This is a genomic window from Gordonia sp. LMA484 (genome assembly GCF_058129505.1).
On record NZ_CM176700.1, the window covers coordinates 5,171,191 to 5,188,961 of the forward strand.

Annotated in this window: 6 protein-coding genes; all 6 read right to left on the bottom strand. The window is 67.2% G+C overall.

What is annotated here, in order from left to right:
- Window positions 1-61: 61 nt before the first annotated feature.
- From AC4AMJ_RS23005 to pglW, 6 genes are read right to left on the bottom strand one after another with little or no spacing between them, the layout of a single operon-like run.
- On the bottom strand, window positions 62-2,161 hold the full coding sequence (locus AC4AMJ_RS23005) for a DEAD/DEAH box helicase (RefSeq protein WP_489914924.1): 2,100 nt from the start codon (window positions 2,159-2,161) through the stop codon (window positions 62-64).
- Window positions 2,161-3,441: a BREX system ATP-binding protein BrxD gene (gene brxD, locus AC4AMJ_RS23010; protein ID WP_489914926.1), complete on the bottom strand. Its 1,281-nt coding sequence runs from the start codon at window positions 3,439-3,441 to the stop codon at window positions 2,161-2,163. Before brxD ends, AC4AMJ_RS23005 begins: the two co-directional genes overlap by 1 nt.
- A complete protein-coding gene (gene pglZ / locus AC4AMJ_RS23015) occupies window positions 3,438-6,107 on the bottom strand; it encodes a BREX-2 system phosphatase PglZ (RefSeq protein ID WP_489914928.1) in 2,670 nt (889 codons plus the stop codon). Before pglZ ends, brxD begins: the two co-directional genes overlap by 4 nt.
- Entirely contained in the window at window positions 6,104-9,820 is a 3,717-nt protein-coding gene (locus tag AC4AMJ_RS23020; RefSeq protein WP_489914930.1) for a DUF6079 family protein, read from the bottom strand. Before AC4AMJ_RS23020 ends, pglZ begins: the two co-directional genes overlap by 4 nt.
- Window positions 9,817-13,413 (bottom strand): BREX-2 system adenine-specific DNA-methyltransferase PglX, encoded by a 3,597-nt coding sequence (gene pglX, locus AC4AMJ_RS23025; RefSeq protein WP_489914932.1) that lies wholly within the window; start codon window positions 13,411-13,413, stop codon window positions 9,817-9,819. Before pglX ends, AC4AMJ_RS23020 begins: the two co-directional genes overlap by 4 nt.
- The gene (pglW, locus tag AC4AMJ_RS23030; RefSeq protein ID WP_489914934.1) at window positions 13,410-17,684 is read right to left on the bottom strand and encodes a BREX system serine/threonine kinase PglW; all 4,275 of its coding nucleotides are present in this window, start codon (window positions 17,682-17,684) and stop codon (window positions 13,410-13,412) included. The genes pglX and pglW overlap by 4 nt, the downstream gene beginning before the upstream one ends.
- Between the last annotated feature and the right edge of the window lie 87 nt (window positions 17,685-17,771).

Here is a 17,771-nt window from a genome sequence, read left to right on the forward strand (position 1 = left end):
CGACACCTGCGGACAACAGGTCATCGCCCACATGACACATCAGCATTGGCTACTTCCTGGTTCATCGCTGTTGTCGGTTCGTCACTGTCTGCTCAGCGGATGCGGTCCTCGCACCGGCTGGATCGCCGAGCCGCTCACCGAGCGTCCGAGCGGCAAGACCAGGCGGCAATGCCGCGGAGAACTTCAAACCGGACAGCGCGTTCGCCGCGACATCGGGCTGTCGCCATTCAACGGCGTCAAGCCCTCGCCTGAGGTCGTCTCGGGTGATCCCCGGCAGCAATCGCAGCGATTGCTCGTCGACGCGTTGCCGCGGATCGACGAGACGAGGAAGCGAGGCCTGCAGGGTTCGGTTGGCGGCGGTACCGGCCCAGGTCCACCATCGCCCGGTTCCCTGGCTCGGCAATACAGCAACGAGCCCGTCCTCAACCACCAGCCCACGGAAGGTCTCTCGCAACTCGGCCAACCCGTCCTGCGCACGACGGGTGAGGGTCACACCTGCGGGGTCTGCTCCGAGGAGCACCGACCGCATCCCGCGGGCGATGTCAAAGGATACGGTCCCACCCAACCCGGACCACTTTGCTCTCCCGCCGGAATCCGCGGGTTCGACGAAGCACCGGTGGCGTTTCCAGTCAACGTGAGTGACCGTCCATGACCGCCCACCCAATAACAGAACACACGGACCCTGAACCTCCTCGACGAGGAGATCGGTGCCGATGGTGCCGACCTCGTTGCGGCCGGCCAGCACGGTGAACTCGGGTGGGGCGCTGAAGACCGCGGTCAGGTCGGAGAAGTAGCGGCGACCAAAGCGCCGTTCTGCTTCCGGTCCGATATGCAGAAAGTCGCCATCCGGTTCGAAGTAGCCTTGGGAGACAAGGAAGTTCATGATCTCGTCGGTAGTCTCGTCGAAGACCGGCAACGTGCCCCACCATTGTCGCCACGACGATCGACCGACGCGATGCTCCTGCAAGCACAGGGCCAGCATCTGCTGGGCCGCGATGTGACGCGGGGACGGTGGCGGGGTGATCGGCTCCACCCAGCCGCGCGCCCAGCATGCCAGCATGCCGAGGGCGAGCAATTCCTGATCGTGATCGATGCAGAGGAACAGGCAGTTGCGGACCGTTCCAGACCGTCGTCCAGTGCGGCCGAGCCGCTGCAGGAACGACGCAACGGTGCGGGGCGAACCGATCTGGATGACGCGGTCGAGGTCGCCGACGTCGATGCCGAGTTCGAGCGTGGATGTGGCGACGATGACGGTGTCGCGGGCGTCGGCGAACGCGGCTTCGGACCGTCGGCGCTCGCCAGCAGACAGCGACGAGTGCGACAGAAAGGTGTTCACGCCCCGATCGCGCAAGGCGGCACCAAGTTCTTCGGCACGGCGACGTGAGTCGACGAACACCAGCCGCTTCTCGCCCTGGTGAAGGGTGGCTATGACGGTGGCAGCGTTCCCGAGGGAGCCGACGTAGTCGACGGTGATCTCCGGCGTCGCGACGGGATCAGTGACTGGCGGGGCAACCACGACCTTTGGCCGGTCCATGAATCCACCCTGCAACCAGCCGAGGAGCTCGTCGGGATTACCGACGGTCGCCGAGAGCCCAATACGCTGCAGCGGGCGGCCGGCTATCCGGGAGAGCCGTTCCAGTACGGCGAGCAGGTGCCAGCCGCGGTCGTCCCCGGCAAACGCATGCACCTCGTCGACGACCACCGTGCGCAGTCCGTCGAACAGGACTCGCGGGTCGACCTTGGTCGACACCAGCATGGCTTCCAATGACTCGGGAGTGGTGAGCAGGATGTCGGGCCGTTCCCGCAGAATCCGCTGTCGCGCAGCCTGTCCGACGTCGCCGTGCCACACGTCGGCACTGCGGCCGATCCACTGGGCGTAGGTGTGCAGACGTGGTTGCAGGTTGTTCAGCAACGCCCTCAGCGGGCACACATACAGCACCGACACACCCTGCCACCCGTGTTCGGCCATCGCCGACAGCAGCGGAAATGTTGCCGCCTCGGTCTTGCCTCCGGCAGTCGGCGCGAGGACGAGCGCGTCATCTCCGGCGAGGATCGGTTCGACGGCGGCGGCCTGGGTGGGCCGTAATCCGTTCCAGCGCAACGTGTTCGCCAGGTGGTACTGCACTCCGGGGTGCAGTTGGTCGAACGGGTCGGTCGTCATCAGACGTCGAGGTCGATGTCGTCGGCCGAGAGTGCTTCACGCTCCGCGTCAGACAGTTCGGTGTCGCTGATCGCGATGTCGTAGTCAGTGTAGGGGTCGAAGTCGGGGTGCAGTTCGATCACGTCGAGCACGTCGACGAGTTTGCGTAGGAGCAGGCGGGGGGCGATCCCCACTTTGCCGCCCAGGCCGCCGGCCACGGCTTCGGCGAAGCGCCGCAGGAACTCGTCGTCGGCGGTACTACGGACCCGATCTGCGGATTCGATTCCGTTGCAGAATAGTTCGCGTACCCGTCCACCAAGTTCCACCAGCCGGTCGACATCGAAACCGGTCAACCGCAACTGCGGGGCGCGGGGGTTGTCGAAGCGGGGATCGCGGGAGAAGTCGGTGTGCAACCGGTCGGCGAGCGGCGGCAACAACTGGATTCCCTGCCGCCCTTCGAAAAACGCGGGGGTTCCGGTGATCAGCAGATACAAACCTGGGAAATGCCCGTCGTGCACCTCGTCGACCAACTGCCGCAGCGCGTTCAACGCTTTGGCGCGGGCGTCGGATCGGATGCGCTGCAGCGTCTCGACCTCATCGAGAACCAGGACGAGACCCGCATTGCCCGCATCCGACAGCACAGCGAGCAACCCTCGCAGAAACCCCAGCGCGAGAAAGTGATCGAGGTCGCCCTTGATCCCGGCGCGGCGTTTGACAGCGGCCGCGACGTGCGGCTGGCCGCCGAGCCAGGCGACAAGACCGTCGGCGCCGTCGTTGTCGCCGTCGGCGATCATCCGCCGATACGCGCGGATCGCCATCGGGAACACCGGGGCACTGGTAGCAACAGCGGCCAGGCGCCGTTCCAGCAACTCGTCGATGCCCACGCCCTGATTCGCGGCGTCGTCTTCGATGGTGAACAACCACGCGTCGAGGATGGGGCGCAGCGCCGATGGTGGGATCGATGCGGTCCGTAGCGATTCGATGCTGCGCCTGTACACGGTTTCGAGCTTGTGCAGCGGCGTGTCGATTTCGTTGATCTGCACCTCGGCGACCGCGAAGCCCCGCTTCATCGCTCGGTCACCGAGCCAGCGCGCGAAGAACGTCTTGCCCGAACCGTAATCACCCCGGACGGCCTTGAACATCGCGCCGCCACCCGCGACCACCCCCAGCTCGGTCTCGATCTCGGACTCGAACCTGCCGAGGCCGACCGCCAACTGGTCGAGGCCATTGGACGGGACCGTCCCCCGCCGCAACGCGTCGAGGATCTCGCGCCGCCGCCGCGGCGACACCGCCGCGGTCACGAGCCAACCCCGAACTGTTCGCGCAACAGATGCTCGTCGAGGCGCACCACCGGCCCGTCGAGCGCGAGTACCTCGTAGCCTTCGACGTCGAGGACCCGCTTGATCTGCAGCAGCGCGCCAGTGACCCGATTCTCGCCCAGCCCGAGAAGCCTGGCAGCCTGCGCAAGGGGCAGTTCCCGATTCGACGTGCCCAGCAGTCCGCCGATGAGCGCACCGGCCTGCGCCTCCGAGACCACGATGCGGCCGGCCAGTTTCCATTGGGCGGCGAACACCGGCGTACCAAGGACTGTTTGAGCGAGTGACGTCTGAGGGGTTTCGACGACCGGTTCGTCGTCGTCGAACAGCGTTGGCGCCGAGACACTTGTCTGCGTCTGTGTCGCGCGAACCGGTTTGTCCGTATCGGCAGTGACGGGCGTGTGCCACCAGGCGGGTTCGACGTCACCGATGGGTTGCAGGGTCGCCGGCACATCACCGGTGTAGAGCCCGATCACCGGGACCACCGCCTCCGCGGGCGTGCCGCCGCCGTGGTAGCCGGCGTTGACGGGTCCGTAGCGGATGGTCTCGTCGACGGCGAGCACCACCGCGTGATCGTTGGTGAGCACCCGTGGGCCCCGCACCAGGGTCTCGCCGTCGGTGATGGTGTCGAGTTGGCCGTGGGCGCGTTGCCCGTAGTGGCTGGCGCGGGCCAGTTTCACCGAGTCGCGTCGTTCGATGATGTGCCCGTGGTCGGAGGTGATGATCACTGCACGCCCGGCGCGTTGCGCGTCGCGGAGTAGCGCGCGCAGGTGGGTGATGGTGCGCAGCGACCAGTCGGTGCCGCCCGGGTCGGTGTGGTGCAGGGTGTCGTCGACGTAGTTGAGGACCGCCGCGACCAGCGGACGGCCGGTCGGGTCGGCGATGGCGTCGGCGACCTCGGTGGCCAGGTCGGCGCCGGTGGGCACCGTGTCGAGGGCCTTCTTGTGGAAGATGGGATCGGGGCGGCCGGGTGCCGCCTGTAACCCGGTCTCGCGGATGGCGTCGAGGAAGCCGGAGCGCTCGGCGGTGTCCGTGCCTTCCCGGAGTTGCCCGCACAGCAGGGAGCAGCGGCTGCGGCCGGTCAGGGTGGGCAGCACCGCGAGCGCGCCGGTCCGGTGTGCCGTCCCACCGACAGCCGCCTCAGTCCAGCCCGCGTCCCGGGCCGCGGCTACCACGTCGATTGCCGCCGCCACCGACAACGCATCCACCACCACCAACAGCGTCGGAGTGTGGGCCGCGAGCGGAAACACGATGTCGCGCAGCAAGTTCTCCACCAGCAGACCGGTGGGATGCGGGGTGTCGGCGAGCGCGGCCGCAAACCGCCGGTCGATAGTGCGTCGACGCGCAACCGCACGGTCGATGACGTGGGCGATGGCCTCGGCCAGACCGCGATGGTCGACGCCGCGGCGCGCGGTGATGAGTGCTGCGTCGACCCAGGCGCCGCTGCCAACATGGTCGGCGGTCAGTGCGGCGAGATCGCCGGTGGCGTCGAGGTCGGCGACGAGCCAACGCAATAGGCGGACGGCGGCGTCGGCGCCGGCGAGCGAGGAATCCTCGGGTGCCAGGAAGTGGCGGGTCACCTCTTGCCACGCGTGTTGGACAGGTGCCGCCGCCGCGGGGGTCGGTGCGGTCGCGGGATCGTCCGGGATCGCGTCGGTGATCGCGTGTGCCAATGCGTCGTAGCGTGCGGACAGGCCGTGCGGGAGGAGTTCGGAGGTGCGCGCCAGTTCGCCGATACCGCGGTTGTTAACGTGTGCCGCAGCAGCAGTGAGGACAGGGTTCCTGGCTGAGGGGTCGAGTTGGCCGATGACGAGTCCGGCGGCGTCGTCGGACCAGTTGACGAGGTCGGTTTCGGTCAGCCCGTCGAGGGTGTAGTGGCCGAGGAACAGGCCGCGCGCCAACTCGCGTCCGGGGGCGTCGCCGACCATCAGGCCGGCGACCAACCCCAGCGGGACGAGGTCCCCGATCCGGTCGGCGGCGAGGAGTCGCCCCACCACCGGGCCGAGGCGGCCGGCACGTTCGGCCAGCCATGCGGTGGCCGACGCCACCACGGAGGGCCCGCCGACCGCACGCAGGTGCGCGAGGTCGTCGGACACGTCGAGGCGCAGGCTCCACTCGAGCACGGCCGATGCGTCGATCTCGACCTGAGGGTCGTCAGTCACCCTCAGCGCCGCGTGCGCCAGTGTCGACATGGCGTGGTCGCGGGTGAGGACGCCGCCCGGCGCGGGTGTCACGGCCGTGTTCGGCAGGGCGGCGAGCAGTCCGAGCGCGAGGCCACGGTCGTCGGGCACCCGGTAGAGGGCGGGTTCGATGGTGTTGGCGGCGAACATCGATCGCAGCGCCGCCCACGGGTCCGGGGTGAGCAGCCGGTTGTCGATCAGATGGGCGAGCACCCCGTCGCCCAGTTCCTTTTCGTCGACCGGGGTGAGGATCACCAGCCAGCCCTGGTCGTCGCGGGTCTCGATCGCCTCCCACACCGCCAGCGTCGACGGGCAACCCACCACGGTCACCGGTACGCCGTCGTGGGTGAAGGATCCGTCCTGCCAGGTGGCCGACGCCCGCAGGCCGAGGACGCCGCGGCGGTAGCGTTTGTCGACGGCCTGCTGCAGCCGGGCGGCGATGATCGGCCGGGTCGCGGTAAGAGTGCTCACTCGACCCACCACTTCACCCGCACCCGGGAGCCGTTGGTGGCCAACGCCTCCCGCAAGGAGGCGGCCAGCTCGTCCACGTCGGCGACACCCGAGACGTTGACGTCGTGCGTGGCGCTCGGCTTATCGGTGTCGGTCGAGCCGTCGTCACCCTCGTCGTCATCGTCGTCGTCGTCGCGCTTCGGCTGACCCTCCACCACCCAGTCGACGACCTTGCTCTCCATCCGGCCGACTTCGTCGCGCAGCGACCGGCCGGGGGTGACGATGAGCTCCTCGAGGCTGCGCACGATCGACCGCGCCGCGCTGCCCCGCTCTCCGGCGAGGTCGCGGCCGGCGAGGACGGAGTCGAGGAGCCGCCACTGGAAGGTGCGCAGCGCGACGGCGTCGGCACCGGCGTCGGCCCGCATCTGCCCGGCGGTCTGCCCGGCCACAGCGAGCTGCATCCGCGCCAGCATGGCGATGAGCGCGACGTTGCCGCTCGTCCCGGCGAGGTCGTCGAGGAAGCCGGCCAGTTCACGGACGCCGGCGAGCCGGTCGGAGTCAGCCACCTCCAACCCCAGCGTGCGATGCGCGGTGGTGAGCTGATCGGCGACGTTCTGCAGTTCGGTGCGGTGCTCGACACTCCGGGTGCGGATGGCGTCGGCGAACTCGGCGACGTTGGCGCCGGTGAGGAAGGTCCGCGGCATCGTGTAGCCGAAGAGCTGGCTGGCGTGCAGCCGCGCCTTCTCCCAGTCGGTGTCCTCGGGCAGCTCCTCGGCACGCAGCTCGATGCTTTCGCGCAGGGCACCGAGCTTGAGCGAGCGGGCGGGTGCGCCCGCGTCGAACCATGCCCGTTTGCGCAACAAGGCCCACGCCCACACAATCAGATCCCGCGCTTCGGGCCGTAGACCCCAAGCTGGGGTGACGGTGTCGATGCGGCGTTGCAGCAGTCCCACGGTCACCCGTTCGGCGTCCGCGGCGGCCCGGTCGAGTTCGCCAGCCCAGAACGCGAAGGTGTCCTCGCCGAACAGGTAGTGGTCTTCGGTGGCCTTACCGACCCGCAAGGGTTCGGCGATGCGTTGCACAGTTTTGCGTTCGGTACCCGGAAGCGTGGGCGCCCGCCCGGTGCTGTCGGTGGCTGCCCGCTCCACATAGTCGCGCACCGTCTCGTACTGGCGGGAGGTGACCTCGTCGCCCGGGTTGATGTACTGCGGGTGTGCCGGGTAGACAGCGGTGAACGCCTGGTCGATCACCTTGTCGAAGGCGTCGTTGAGTGACAGCGCGGCCGGCAGTTTGGGGCTGAAGTCCTTGCTCAGCGAGATCAGCACCTCGGTGTGGCCGGGGTCGTCGACGAACATCTTGGGGTCTTGCGCCTCGATGCCGTAGGCCTGCCGCAGCAGCAGGTCGAACGAGGTGAGGATGCCGCGGTGCAGGTTCTCCAGGATGCCGCGGGCCTGCGCTCGATCCGACGCGGAGAGATGATCGGAGTTCTCCTGCCATCGTTCGCCGCTGCCGGTGAACAGCCAGTCCAGCTTGACCAGCAAAGCGAGATCGTCGAGGGCCTTGGCGGAGAAGAACTTCGGCAGCCACGCGATGCAATGCCGGTCGCCACCGGCGAGCAGGCGGTCGATGCGGGCGATGTCGTCGGCGGCGGAGAAGTTCTGTTCGTCGAACGGGTAGTCGACGACGAGTTTCCAGGTGCCGGGCCGGTTGTCGAAGGCCTGCTCGGGCACCGACCCGGGGTCGCGGATGTTGCCGAACGCGACGTCGACTTCGCGTCGCGACCCTCGCCAGGTGATGGTGCGGGTGGCCGCGCCGACGAGGTCGTCCTGTGCGGTGCTCACGCCGAGCGCCCGGTGGACGAGGGTGCGGATCAGCACGCGACGGCGCCCGGCGTTGTCTTCGGCCCGGATACGGTCGAGCACCGACTGGTAGTCGACGTCGGACAGTTGCACCCGGATGATCGGGTTGGTGCCCTCGGACACGGTGATCTCGGGGACGTCCTTGGCCCAACCGCGCACCACACCGAGTACCACGCGGGCTTCACCGCCACGCAGTTTGGAGCGGATCGAACCGTGGTTGAGTGCCGCCAGGCGGGATGCGGTGATGTCCTGCAGCGCAGGCACCTTGGGGGCGACCGCGGACAGCAGCAGTGTCTTGGCGATCCGTTCGTGTGCCCGGAAACCGACCGGCACCGACGCCGGATCGTCGGCGAGTTGTTCTTCGGTGACCTCGTGTGCGCGCAGCAGGATCGGTAGCAGCTTCGTGCGGTAGAGCTCGGAGGCGGCGGTGAACATGGTGCCGGCGTGCGAGTCGATGGGGGTGTTGCCTTCGACGATGTAGTCGAAGGCGTCGCCGACCGGGATCAGGTCGGCGGTGGTCAGTGTGTCGCGGCGGTCGACGAGCATCCGCTGCATCACTTTGAGGGCGGTGCGTTCGCGTTGCATCACCGACGACAGGTGCCGCAGGGTGGCGACCAGCGCCGGGGAGAACGGGTAGGTGAGCCGGAACTCGCGTTCAGAGGCGCCGGTGTGACTGTCGGTGGCGTTCATGGTGTCACGCAGCACGTCCCATACCTCGGGGCTGCGGGTGACCGAGCGGAAGGACTCATCCAGCACGGCAGCCGCGGCATCGTCGCGAGGCCGCAACAGACGTGCGTGCGCGACTTCGGCGAGGTTGTCGTCGCCGAGTTCGATCTCGTAGAAGCGTTCCTTCTGATAGTGGAACGCGCGGTCGAGGGCATCTTGTTCGGCCCCGGAGGCACCGGCATCGGCGAACCATTTGCGTAGATCCATTTGCCGGGACACGAAGGACACCAACGGGATCGGACGACGACTGCCGGAGGATTCGACGAGTTTGGTCAGTTTTTGCGATTCGCGGGAGAAGAACTCGCTGTCGGTGACGGAAAACGCCAGCCACAGCACCAGCTCGTCGAGGAACAGTACGACGGCGTCGTAGCCGAGGGTTTGGGCGTGCTCGGTGATGGCGACGAGTCCGCGGTCGAGGTCAACGTAGGTGGCCTGTTCCACGAACGATCCGTAGTAGCTGCGCACCAGCGCCGACACCAGGGTGGTGCGTTTGGTGTCCTCGGGTGGCGCGGCCACCGACGCCAGGTAGGTGTCGAGGTCCCAGGTGTCGCCACCGAGCACCGGTCCCCACGCGTCGGCGGAGCCGGCACCATTGTCGCCTCCGGAAAGGCCGGCGAGGAACGCGTCGTCACCGATCTGACCGCGCAACTTCTCGGCATCCTCAATGAGGGTGTCGGTGACGTGGACCGCGGGCAGCGGCGCGTCGGGGTGTAGGCGGGCGATCTGGCGGAGGTAGCCGCGGAAGACGGCTTCTTCCAAGCTTTTTGCTCCGAGTAGATGGTAGGTGAGCCGCAGTACGGACTTGCCGTTGAGCTGTTCGTCGTAGCGGCCGGTGAGCGAGGTGTACTTCGATGAGCGGGCGGCCGGATGGTTGCCGAGCAACGCGTAGAGCACGGCCATGAAGTGCGATTTACCGGAGCCGAACGAGCCGGTGAGAAACGCGGCGCGCGAGGTCTGGTTGTCGATGCCGTCGGCCACCAGGCCAAGTGCAGCAGCGAAGTTCGCTTCCAAGGATTCGGTCAGCACGTATTGGTCGAGGGTGGCCCGGATGTGCGCATCATCGTCGGTGCTGTCGGTCAGCCGCAGCACATAGTCGTCCGCGCCGGTGCGTTCGGGAATGTTGATGACATCGCGCAGCAGGGTGCTCATGCCGAGGTGTCCTCCGTCTTCGTCTTCCGGGTGCGACGTCCGCGGGTGGCGGCCGGTGGCCGCCATGCGGCGAGTTCGTCGGGGCCGATGCCGAGTTCGGCGCTGTGCGAACGCAATACCTCGTCGATAGTGTCGGCCACCGATTCGCCGAATTCGGGGTCGATCTCGCCGTGCCACTGCCGCACCCACGGCAGTAGTTCAGCCAGACCGGCCAGCATCGGCACCAGTTTGTCGCGGCTGGTCTGGTCCCATCCATCCGCGCTGATGCGTTCGTCGATCACCCCGGCCAGCGCGAGGGCCTGTTCGGCGTGATCCCAGCCGGCCCAGCCGAGCAGCATCGTGGGGTCCGAGTCGCGGCCGGCACCCGGGTAGGAGATGAACCGTTCCTTGGGTACGTCGAGCTTGCCGCGCCGCGCCCAATACGACGTCTTGAGGAAGTCGGCGGGCTTGTACTTGGGTGGCACCGGAATCGGCGCGTCCAGCTTCTCGCCGGCATCTTCACGGCGCTGCAGATCCCAGGTGTGTTCCCACGCTTCATGTTTGGTGAGGCCGCTCGACTTGTAACGCAGTGCCGACAGATACGGCACGCCTTCGTCGGCGAGCAGTTTCTCCAGTGCGGCGCCGGTCGACACGTCCTGACTACCTGCCCACAGCCGCAGTACCTGCCGGAAATCCTCGTCGCGGTCGAGACGATCGGCCAACTGCGCTACGCTGCGCGGCGTCGGATGACCGTCCTCGAACCACAGGTCCCGATTCTCGGTTCGGTCGAGCAGCCAGTCCCGCAGGGCTTCGGTGACGCGTTTGTCCCACGGATCACTGGCCCAGCGCCGTTTGTGTTCTGGCTTCTCCAACAACCGGATGCCAGGGTTCGACTCGACGACGTCCAGGCGGCGTTGGATCAATTCGCGATAGTCGGCCGGGAGATGCGCCGGGATCTCGGTGACGGGTGTGGAACGGTGACGCTCGAACCAGGCGGTGTGTTCGCCGTCCTCCACTGCGCGGGCGAGGACGATCTCGAATGCACGCTCACCGAGTTTGATTCCGGGAAGATCGCCAGGGTAGGTGAGGTCCTCATCGATCAGCCCGTACAAGCGGTAGCACTCCCAGTCGAGTTCTTCTTGGTGCGCAATCATCAACGCGCGCAGTCGTTCTGCCTCGGCGCGGGCGGTGTCGAGAGCATCGGCGGTGGGTATGTCGCGCTCGGCGATCGCCGACGGTGCCTGAGCGGCGAGTTCCTGAGCGAGGCTGTCGAGCGCGCGAGCGCGGACCAACGGATACGAGGAAGGGAGCGGGAAGTCCTTCAGAGTGGTGCCGGTGAACTCATGCGTATGTGACCACTCATTCTCAGCCGACCCACCACCGTGCCCGCCGCCACCCTTCTTCTGGCTGTTTTGCTTGAGCCAGAAACACGCGACCGAGCTGTTCAGCACCCCAAGTAGCCGCAGATGGTCGTCCTCGCTCGCTCCCTCCGGCAACTTGATCACCGGCGCGGACTGCTTGAACACCTTGCCGCCGCGGTCCAGGACGAAATGGTTGTGCGTTGCGACGAAGGCGAAGGTGATCGAGAGGGGGGTGCGGTAGCGCGCTGGAACCCAGCGGTACCAAATCCACCACTGCTTCCCAGCTTCTGCGGTCGTTTCACCACCAAAGCCAGTCACGGCCCCGAGGGTTGTTCGGAGTGGCCATTGCCGCCGCCACCAGCTCGCATCCTGGTCCTCACCAATTGGCTGCGCGTCCAGATCGTAGGGGACGAATGCAGAGTCACCAGACTGGATATCCCAGTCTCGTACGTATTCGCCCAGAATAATCGGACGCGACAGTGATGCCACTATGCCGAAACGACCAAGCGCGTGGCGGGGAGCAAAAAATGCGTCGTCTGCGCCCGGAAAGCTTGCGAATCCTATCTTTCCGGAGATCACCGACCCAAGCGCATTTGCGGTCGCCTCGTCGATTTCGTGAAGTAGCTCTACTGCTCCACCACCACTCAAACTCCACGGGTGTGATCGAAGCAATGCGCGGTCGAGGTCAGCTACCGTTATCCAGGAACTCTCGTAGCCGGGCTCATCGGTGTGGCCAACCATGTCAGACCAGACAACACCTTTGGCTGGGTCTTCTGGTCGTCCAGGCTCACCGCGAACACCAAGTACAGCCCGCACGGTCTCGCCTACCGGTGATCGGTTACGGCCGATGAGGATCACTGTTGGCGTTCCATGACCCGGGATGTAGGCGCCCGATGAGTCAATGACCCGGCGAAGGTCGCGGGTCCACAGAAACTCCTCGATGAGCTTCACACCGGATTCGCGCTTCATGAACGAGTTCGACGTGATCTGCCCGACCCAGCCAGCCTTGCCGCGATCGGTTCTCGCGAGATCGAAGAATAGCTCCATGAATGGCACCGTCAGCGGGTACGGCCCCTTGCAGTAGCTGTAGAGATCACGATACGTCTGGTTGAGAGCTCTATCTTTGACCGTGATGTATGGGGGATTCCCCACCACCGCGTCGTGTTCTCGCTGCAGGATGCCCTTCAAGGCTTCCGCGTTCTCGGTCGAGAGCACCAGCCGTTCCTGGCCCGCACCCCACATATCATCGTCCAGCGCCTGCTGCCGCGCACCCCACAAAAGCGAGTCGCCCGCAGCGAGATTCAGCTTGATGTCGATCAGTTTCTCGATCGACTTGTCGCCGCTGGCGTGGAGTGCTTCGACGAGGAGTCGGAAGCGTGCAATCGCGACGGCGAAGGGGTTGATGTCGACGCCGTACACCGATTCGAGGGCTCGCTGCACCAGCACGCGCTGTCCCAGGGCGGGGGCCTCGCGTTGCCAGCGGTCGAGGAGCCGGTGGAACGCACCCAGCAGGAAGTGCCCGGAGCCGCAGGTGGGGTCGATGACGGTGAACCCATCGAGGGGGCGTTCGTCGAGGGCGGGTTCGAGGGTTTGGTCGAGGATGAACTCTTCCACGAACTCCGGTGTCTGCAGGAGCGCGTAGGTGTCCTTCGCCCACTCGGAGAGATCCTGGTACACGTCGCCGAGGAATCGCGTGTCGACCCCGGTGAAGCTCCAGCGCGGCTCGCCCGCATCGTCTTTGTCCCACCAGAACTCGAGGAGTTCGCGGGCGGCGTCACCCGACGGCGCGACCTGGTGCATCGGCGAGTACGAGTCAACCAGTCCGCGAGTCGCTTCCAGCGTGGAGAAGTGGTCGGCGATCGTGTTCAGCCAGTCTCGGTCGGTGTGTTCGGGGTTGGCGGCGAAGTAGGTGCGTCGCGCGTCGAGCGCCTCTTGACGGGAGTCGGCGTCGGGTCCGCCGATCCACGCCTTGGATACCAGGGTGGTGTCTTCGCAGTACCGGGCGAAGACGGTGAGCAGCAGCCATGCCACTGCCGACTGGGTGACCCGCTCATCGCGCCACGCCTGCCACGACGCGGCGGTGCGCTGCGCGGACAACGCTTCAGCGTGCTCGGCGCGCCACAGCGCCGCGACCGCCTCCTGGCGGGCTGCGACGTCGTCGCCATCGACCCGGGCCCGCAGGTCATCTTCGAGTCGACCCAACTGTGTGCGCAGGGCCTTCACCAACTCGGCCGCAACAAACGCCACGGTCACACCACCTCACTTGTTTCCGTGTCGTCGTCGTGCGTCTGTGCCGTGTCGGCCGCCGGTGACCACACGACGAATTGCCCACCTGGTGAACCCAATTGGATCGGTTTTCCGTCCACCATGGCGCCGCGTTGCCCACGCAATTGCGGGACCACCACCCACACCGGGCGGCGACGGGGCGCCGAGAGGTCACTCAGGTGGGCCAGCACGTCGAGGTAGCCGTAGCGGGCCAGCGGCGAGAGCTCTCGCAGGATCAGCGGCCCGTTTCCGGGTGGCACGTCGTCGGAGAAGACCTGCTGTTCCAGCTCGGTGCGGAACTGCGGCATCACCTGATCGAGAACTGCCCGCAGGCCGCGGGCGTCGCGGGTGCCGGATTCTGCGGCGTCGGCGCTGCGGACCAGCTCCCAGGGTAATCCCTTGGCCGAGGAGAACTCTCGCATCTTCGTGACGATGACACCGGTCACGTCCAGGAGCTCGCCGTGATGGTCGCCGGCGAGGGAGTGCGCGACGGCATCGTGCTCGCCGGGTCGGTGTACCGGTACGCCGATGACGACGAACCCGTTCTCCCGCAGGGAGGTGGCCAGCATGTCACGTTGGGCTCGGACGTCGCCGCCGGTCCACTGCGGTTCGGTGGCTTCGGGGCTGGAGCCCTGGTGGGTGGCCTGTCGGGTGTGTAGGGACGTCTGGCTTGGTGGCGCCTGCGTCTCGTAGCGGTAGCGCGAACGCGTCTCGTCCCAGGAGAGTCCGAGTTCAGCGCGCGCGACGATCGGATCGAGATGGGGGCGTTGCGGTAGTCGATCCAGATCGGGGAAGCGCGCCGCCACCCGAGCTCGCACCTCCCCCGCGGTGAGTTGTTCGGTCTGCGCGAGGCCGCCGAGCGCAAGCCGCAGTGCGGCACTCGGTTCCATGGTGCGCGAGTGCAATTCGCCACGACCGGACACCGCGGTGTTCCGCGAGATCGCGGCGGCCAGCCGCACCAACCGTGCGTCGCTCGGTACCGGAACCGGGGTGTCTGGGTCGGTGGCGCTGCGGTATGCGCGGCTGAAGCTGCGGCCGAGTTCGCGGACGGCGGTGCCGGCGGCGACCACGCCGTCGGTGGCGCCGGTCGAGTGCGCGGCGGTGACCAGTTCGTCGGCGCGTTTGGCGGCCGCTTCGGCAGCGGCCAGCAATTTTTCGTCGTCGGCGACGAGGGTGAGTCGACCGCCGTGGCGACGCCGCACCAATTGCCGGTCTCCCTCGGCGGATTCATGCTCGGTCAACCGGTCGTAGGCGATACGCAACAGTCCGGCAGCCGCACGTTCCCTGCGGGCCCGTTCGGCGACGTCCGCGGTCCCGGAATCGGCTTGCGGCAACCGGCCGCGGATTTCGGCGGTCAGGGTGGAGATCGCCACCACGCCACCGGAGTCGCGGAGCACGGTGCTGGCGACGTCGAGCACACCGTCGAGCAGCGTGCGGGTATCGGCGTTGCCGCCCCAATCGGCTTGCAGCTCCTTGAGGAGCTGGTGGCCGCGCGGCAGGGTTTTGTCCAGTGCTGTGGCGAGTTCGTGGCCGCTGGCAAAGGCATCGAGTCCGGGGCGAGTACCGAGCAGCAGTTCCGCCGCGTGGCGTCGGGTACTGGCGCGTTGGGTGCCGACCGCGTCGAGCAGTAGGGTCACGGCGTCGTCGAGTCCGAGGAGGCCCTGCGTGCTTGTCGCGGTGAGGCGCTTCTTCTTGGGGTCGAGCTTTTTGACCCACGTCTGGTAGCGGTCGAGGATCTCGCGGCGGGTCGGTTTGGCCTCCTTGGCGACCAGCCGGTTGAGCCGGGTGGAATCCAGTGCCAGGAGTTCGCCGACGGTGGTGACCTGTGCTGCTGCGAGGGCGGATACGGCGCGGGCGGTGAGGCCGGCGGCCTGCAGGGTGGTCGACGGGGTGACTTCGGTACCGGCGTCGGGTTCTGTTGTCGCCGAGTCCAGTTCGGTGAACACCTGCCGCCAGATGCGCAGCATGTCCTCGGCGGTGTCGGGGCGGGTGGCCGCGTTGCGGGAGAGGGCGGCGGTGAAGAACGTGGTGAGTGCGTGGGCCACGGCTGGTTCGAACATGTCCGAGGTGACGGTCACGTCGTCGTCTGTGGCGGCGGGGTTGACCTCGGGGTCGGTGCCGTAGCGGGGTGCCTGCCCGGTGGCCATCTCGAAGAGGACCACGGCGGCGCCGTAGCGTTCGGCGGCGGTGTCGTATTGGCGGCGGCCGGCGAGACCGAGGAATGGGTCCAGGTAGGGCGGGGTGCCCGCTTCGATGTTGCGCGGGTCGACGCCGGCCATGGAGAAGTCGAACAACATCAGGTGGGTGTCGGCGCGGTTGCTGGATGCGAACACACCCAGGTTGGAGGGTTTGAGGTCGCGGTGCATCACGCCGGCGCGTTCGAGGGCGACCAGCGCCTGCAGTAGGTCGGTGCCCCACCGTTCGAGCAGGTCGATCGACAGTCGTCCGGCCTTGGCGGTGAGTTCCTCGGCAAGGGTGGTGCGGCCGGCGTATTGCACCACCAGGGCGTCGCGGCCGCCGACGGTGACCTCCGAGGACAGTTGCACGATCCGCGGGTCGTTGAGTTTGCCGAGGAGTTGGGCTTCGTCGTGCAGGCGGCCGGCGGCCTCGTCGTCGCGGGCAACCTTGAGTACACGCTCGGCATTGCCCGCGCGCCGGTCGATCACCAGGATGCCGACGGCGGTCGATCCCGCGCCGAGTCGCCGTTTGTATTCGAATCGTCCGTCGCCGAGGTCGTCGCCCGGGCCGGCTTCGAGGGGGTCGGAGCCGGTGTCGGGTTGGGTCAGGTCGCGACGCACCTGCTCGAGTCCGTCGAGCAGATCGGCCATCGTCGAGAACCGCTCGGCTGGAACGGGGTGAGTGGCCGTCAGCACCCAGTTTCGTAGCGCCGACGGGGCCTGCGGCATATCGGCGGCGAGGTCGAGCCCGTGGTCGCGGCGTAGCCGATCCATCAGTTCACCGCGTTCGGTGGCCGGAGCTCGGCCCCCGGTCAGCAGGTAGAACGCGAGTGCACCCACCCCGAAGACGTCGAGGCGTGCTGGGTCGGTGGACTTCATGTCCTCGGGGGCGGCGAACAGTCGGGCCTGATCGCTGAGCGCGCCGGCCATCAGGCTCAGTGCGCCGGCGGTGAGTCGGGTGACCCCGGATTCGGCGTTTGCCGGGAGTACCCCGGCGGTGTCCCAGTCTGTGACCTGCGGTTGCACATTGTGGCTGCGGGAGCGGATGGTGATGGCGCGGGGGTTGAGCGTGCGGTGCACCACGCGGTGGCGGTGCGCGTACTGGATGATCTCGGCGATCTCGGCGATCAGTTCCAGTTGGTCGTCGAGGGTGAGTCGGCTGCGGTTGTCGGCGAGCCACAGGTCGAGGCGGGCGTCGTCCTTTGACTGGGTGAACACCAGGCCGATGCCGAGTTCGGGTTCTTTCACCACGTCGACCGGGACCTGGAGGCCGTCGCGCCGCAGCCGAGCCAGCAGTCGGTACTCGTGTTCAACGGCGCGTGCCTGGGCGTGCTGGTCGGCGGAGGTGGCGCCGGGCCGGGGCAGGTAGAAGCGGATGCGGGCGTGGCGTTCGGTGTCGACGTGATGGAACGCCGGCCAGTCCTGCCAGCCCTCGCCGTCGCCGAGGGGCTCCTCGTCGATCACCCACGAACCGACCTCACGCTGTCGGCGCGGCGCCAGCCCGATCGCCTCCATCAGATCGCGGATGAGCAGCGACTTCTCTTCGCTGACCGGTTCATGCCGCGGCGTTTGCAGCAGACGCTGTCCGATACCGGTCAGTCCGCTGGTGCGTTCGTTCTCGTCGAAGCCGTAGATGTTGATCGTCGAGCTCGCGGGCATCTCGCAGACGAGATCGGGGTGGTGCAGGAACACCAACTCCTGCACGTACGGGATGACCTTGCCGGCGCCACGCTGCCCGGTCCTCTCCTCGATCCGGTCCTTGAGCAGCGACTTGAAGTACTGCGCCTTGCGCCGTGCCAGCAATAGTGGTGAATCCTCGGACCGGTATCCGGCGCGTTGCCACACATGGTCGTTGCCGCGCAGCACACCCTTGTAGTACTTGAGTTCGATCAGATACAGCGTGTCGGCGGCCAGGACCAGCAGATCGACCTCGTGCCACCGCCCGCGGTTGTCGCGGAACTCGAAGTTCGACCACGCCCGGAACGGCGGGCTGTCGGGCAGCAGTTGCTTGATGTAGGCGAGGCCCTTCGCCTCATGCTCGAACTGCGACGGTGAGATCTCGACCCACCGTTCGTTCTGCACTGACCTGCACCTCCGTGAACGCGTCTTGGTCTTCGATCCAATCTAACGTGCGCGCAGTCGCGCAGCAGATCGGGTGGAGCGACCGTA